Source organism: Intrasporangium sp. (assembly GCF_032907665.1).
GTDB lineage: Bacteria > Actinomycetota > Actinomycetes > Actinomycetales > Dermatophilaceae > Intrasporangium.
Map to the genome: position 1 here is coordinate 1 of NZ_JAJJPG010000208.1, position 4,090 is coordinate 4,090.

A 4,090-nucleotide genomic window follows, 5' to 3' on the forward strand; every position below is an offset into this window, starting at 1 on the left:
TCACGGGTCAGGTGACGGCGGCCGGCAAGGTGCCGCCGGCCAAGGTGCTCGTCGTTGGCGCCGGGGTCGCTGGACTTGCCGCAATCGGCACGGCTGGCAGCCTCGGCGCCATTGTTCGTGCCACCGACGCCCGGCCCGAGGTCGCCGAGCAGGTCGAGTCGATGGGCGGCGAGTTCCTCCGCGTCGAGGTCGGCGAGCAGCAGGTGAGCGCCGACGGCTACGCCCGCGAGATGGGCGAGGACTACAACCGCAAGGCCGCCGAGCTCTACGCCGAGCAGGCCAAGGACGTCGACATCATCATCACGACGGCCCTCATCCCCGGGAAGCCGGCCCCGCGCCTGATCACCGGCGAGATGGTCGCCACCATGAAGGCCGGCTCCGTCATCGTCGACATGGCCGCCGCCAACGGCGGCAACGTCGAGGGCTCCGTCGCCGACGAGCTCGTCGTCACCGCGAACGGCGTCAAGATCATCGGCTACACCGACCTCGCCGGCCGGCTCCCCACCCAGGCCAGCCAGCTCTACGGCACCAACCTCGTCAACCTCATGAAGCTGCTGACCCCCGGCAAGGACGGGCAGCTCGTCCTCGACTTCGACGACGTCGTGCAGCGCGGCATGACCGTGGCCAAGGACGGCGAGCTGCTCTGGCCACCGCCGCCGATCCAGGTCTCCGCGGCGCCGGCCCCCGTCGCCGCCGCACCGGTCGTCGCGAAGGAACCACCACCGCCACCGGACCCGAGACGCAAGTTCGTCTGGATGGGCATCGGCGCGGCCGTCTTCGCCCTCATCGCGGCCTTCTCGCCGGCGAGCTTCCTCGCACACTTCACGGTGTTCGCGCTCGCCGTGGTCGTCGGCTTCTACGTCATCGGCAACGTCCACCACGCCCTCCACACGCCGCTGATGTCGGTGACCAACGCGATCAGCGGCATCATCGTCGTCGGCGCCCTCATCCAGCTCGGTGTCTCCGGCGCCTCGACGGCGGTCCTCGCGATCGCCTTCGTCGCGACCCTCGTCGCCAGCATCAACATCTTCGGTGGCTTCCTCGTGACCCGCCGCATGCTCACGATGTTCCGGAAGGGCTGAGCCGTGGAAACCTCCCTCATCACCGCCGCCTACATCATCGCGGCGCTGCTGTTCATCTTCAGCCTCGCCGGACTCTCGAAGCACGAGACCGCCAAGGACGGCAACGTCCTCGGCATCGTCGGCATGGCCCTCGCCCTCCTCGCCACGCTCTGGCTCGCCGGCCGTTCGGCCGACTGGCTCAACTGGGGCCTCATCGCGGTCGCCGTCGCGATCGGTGCGGTCATCGGCGTCAACAAGGCGCGCAAGGTCGAGATGACCGGCATGCCCGAGCTCATTGCGATGCTGCACAGCTTCGTCGGTCTGGCCGCGGTGCTCGTCGGCTACAACTCGTTCCTCGAGGGGTCCGGCGACGCGGTCCACAGCGTCGAGGTGTTCCTCGGTGTCTTCATCGGTGCGGTGACGTTCACCGGCTCGATCGTCGCCTACCTCAAGCTGTCGGCGAAGATCTCCGGCGCGCCGCTCATGCTGCCCTTCCGGCACTGGCTGAACCTGCTCGCCGGCATCGTCTCGGTCGTGCTCATGGTGTGGTTCGTCGCGTCGCACTCGATCGTGCCGCTCGCGATCATGACCGCGATCGCCCTGGCCTTCGGCTGGCACCTCGTCGCCTCCATCGGCGGCGGCGACATGCCGGTCGTCGTCTCGATGCTCAACAGCTACTCCGGATGGGCCGCGGCTGCCGCGGGCTTCATGCTCGGCAACGACCTGCTCATCGTGACGGGTGCCCTCGTCGGCTCCTCCGGTGCGTACCTCTCGTACATCATGAGCAAGGCGATGAACCGCAAGTTCCTCAGCGTCATCGCCGGTGGCTTCGGCTCCGACGGTGGGGCGCCGACCGGCGACGTCGACTACGGAGATCACCGCGAGACCAACGCGTCCGAGGTCGCCGACATGCTCGTGCACGCCCGCTCGGTCGTCATCACGCCCGGCTACGGCATGGCCGTCGCGCAGGCGCAGTACCCCGTCGCGGAGCTCACCGCCCAGCTGCGGGAGAAGGGCGTCAACGTGCGGTTCGGCATCCACCCGGTCGCGGGTCGACTGCCGGGCCACATGAACGTCCTGCTCGCCGAGGCGAAGGTGCCCTACGACATCGTCCTCGAGATGGACGAGATCAACGAGGACCTGCCCGAGACGGACGTCGTGCTCGTCATCGGCGCCAACGACACGGTCAACCCGGCGGCCCAGGACGACCCGAACAGCCCAATCGCCGGCATGCCGGTGCTCGAGGTGTGGAAGGCCAAGGAGGTCGTCATCTTCAAGCGGTCGATGGCGGCTGGCTACGCCGGCGTGCAGAATCCGCTGTTCTTCCGGGAGAACTCGGCGATGCTCTTCGGTGACGCCAAGGACCGGGTCGAGGACATCATCAAGGCGATGTGACCCGCCGGCCCAGCTGACCTGCCCTCTGCGGGTGGCGCCTCGCCGAGTGAGGCGTCACCCCGCACTACGCCAGCCCCCCAATGCCCGGCGCACTCGTCCACTCACCCGCCACGTGAGTCAGTGGGTGCCACTGCCACGCAGGTGAGTCAGTGGGCTGGCGGGGGAGAGAGCCGAGTGTCGGTAGCGGGTGCCATGCCAGTGTGACCCGGAGCAGCAGCGGTCACTCCAGACCGGCCAGGCCGGTCAATCGGCGTGCGGTTCGTGCCGAGGCACGTTGTCCTGCTGGCGGATCGGCACCGGACCCGTGTCCGCAGAGCGACGGCGGCGACGGATGTCCTCGCTCTCGTAGAGCGACTCCCCGCCGCGGACGCGCCGCAGCGGGATGGCGCGTGAGTAGCTGTCGAGGCGGTCCTGAATGGGGTTGTGGATCGGAGGCACGTCCGGATAGTGCGGGGTGCCGTACCTCGGGGGTTCGCCCTGTCGTGCCCCGCCGGCGGACCCGGGATCCCTCGGGCCGCCCGAGTCGGGTCCACCCGAGCCGCCGGGACCGCCCGAACCATCATCGGGCCCGTGTCCTGCGCCGTCGACCGGTGGGCCGGAACCGGTGCCGTCGTCCTGGATCTCGACCACGGTCGCCGTCCCCGGAGGTGGGCCGATGTTGAAGATGACGGCGCAGATGGCGCGGTAGGTCTCATCGGGTCGAGGCACCCAGTCGACCTGCCGCATGGCCTGGTCCTGCCCGGCGCTCTCCATGATGAAACGGCCGTAGCCGAGGAGCTGGCCTTGGATCGACCTGACATAGCTCATGTCGGTGACCTTGATGAGCGGCATCATCGCGACCTTGTGCGTGATGATGCCGTAGCGCAGGAGCAGGCGCTTGTCCGTCGCCACGAACCAGTCATGGCGCCACTCGAGCAGTCGCCACAGGAGTGCCGCGAGGGTGAGGAAGAAGAGGATCCACAGGGCGTTGCCGACCGGTTGGGTTGCGGGCGTGAGGTTGGCGTCGACGAACACCGCGAGCAGGAGCGCGGCGACGCAGATCCCCACAGGCTTGAGCAGCCTCGCCCAGTGAGAGTGAACCGCGGTGACGAGCTGCTCACCGGGCAGCAGGATCGGCGAGAGTCCCGCAGGGATCTCGTCAGTGCGCCGGAGCATTGCCATGGTGGCCGCCGCGGACAGCTAGTTGCTGTTGAGCAGGGTGTCGAAGAAGCGGAGGATCGCGTTGAAGCCGTCGACGACCACGCCCCAGGCGTTGCTGACGATGCCGGCCGCCTTGTCCGGGGACGTGAAGATCGCATAGATGAAGAACGCGCCCACAAGTATGAGGATGATCTTCTTGGCCTTGACCATGGCGTTCGCTCCTCAGCGTGACGGACGGCCGCGGCGTCGCACGGCACACGTGTGGGACCAGTGTGCCCGAAGTGACGCGTGAGGACGTGGAGGGTCAGGGGGTGTGTTGGGCCAACAGTAGTCTGCCCGGGCGCGATCGTCCTCCTGCGTCCTCCGTCGGGGCGGCTTGTCGCACCCCACCGTGGTGCGGACCGGGGCGACCCCTGGTGGTGAGCCCAGCGGCATACGGCCTAGTCGACGACCCCGTAGAGGCGGTCACCTGCGTCGCCGAGGCCAGGCACGAT

General features: G+C 68.5%; 4 protein-coding genes. 2 read left to right on the forward strand and 2 right to left on the reverse strand.

Annotated features, from left to right (window positions below; all coding sequences use genetic code 11):
- Positions 1 to 1,082 (forward strand): Re/Si-specific NAD(P)(+) transhydrogenase subunit alpha (locus LOY02_RS18185; protein WP_317183782.1); only part of this gene is annotated, 1,082 nt, incomplete at its 5' end.
- 3 nt (positions 1,083 to 1,085) lie between these two features.
- A complete protein-coding gene (gene pntB, locus LOY02_RS18190) occupies positions 1,086 to 2,456 on the forward strand; it encodes a Re/Si-specific NAD(P)(+) transhydrogenase subunit beta (RefSeq protein WP_317183783.1) in 1,371 nt (456 codons plus the stop codon).
- Between the two features lie 243 nt (positions 2,457 to 2,699).
- Here the strand turns inward: pntB and LOY02_RS18195 are convergent, their stop codons facing one another.
- Complete coding sequence (locus LOY02_RS18195; RefSeq protein ID WP_317183784.1) at positions 2,700 to 3,611, reverse strand: PH domain-containing protein; 912 nt, start codon at positions 3,609 to 3,611, stop codon at positions 2,700 to 2,702.
- Positions 3,612 to 3,635: 24 nt separating this feature from the next.
- Entirely contained in the window at positions 3,636 to 3,806 is a 171-nt protein-coding gene (locus LOY02_RS18200; RefSeq protein WP_317183785.1) for a hypothetical protein, read from the reverse strand.
- Between the last annotated feature and the right edge of the window lie 284 nt (positions 3,807 to 4,090).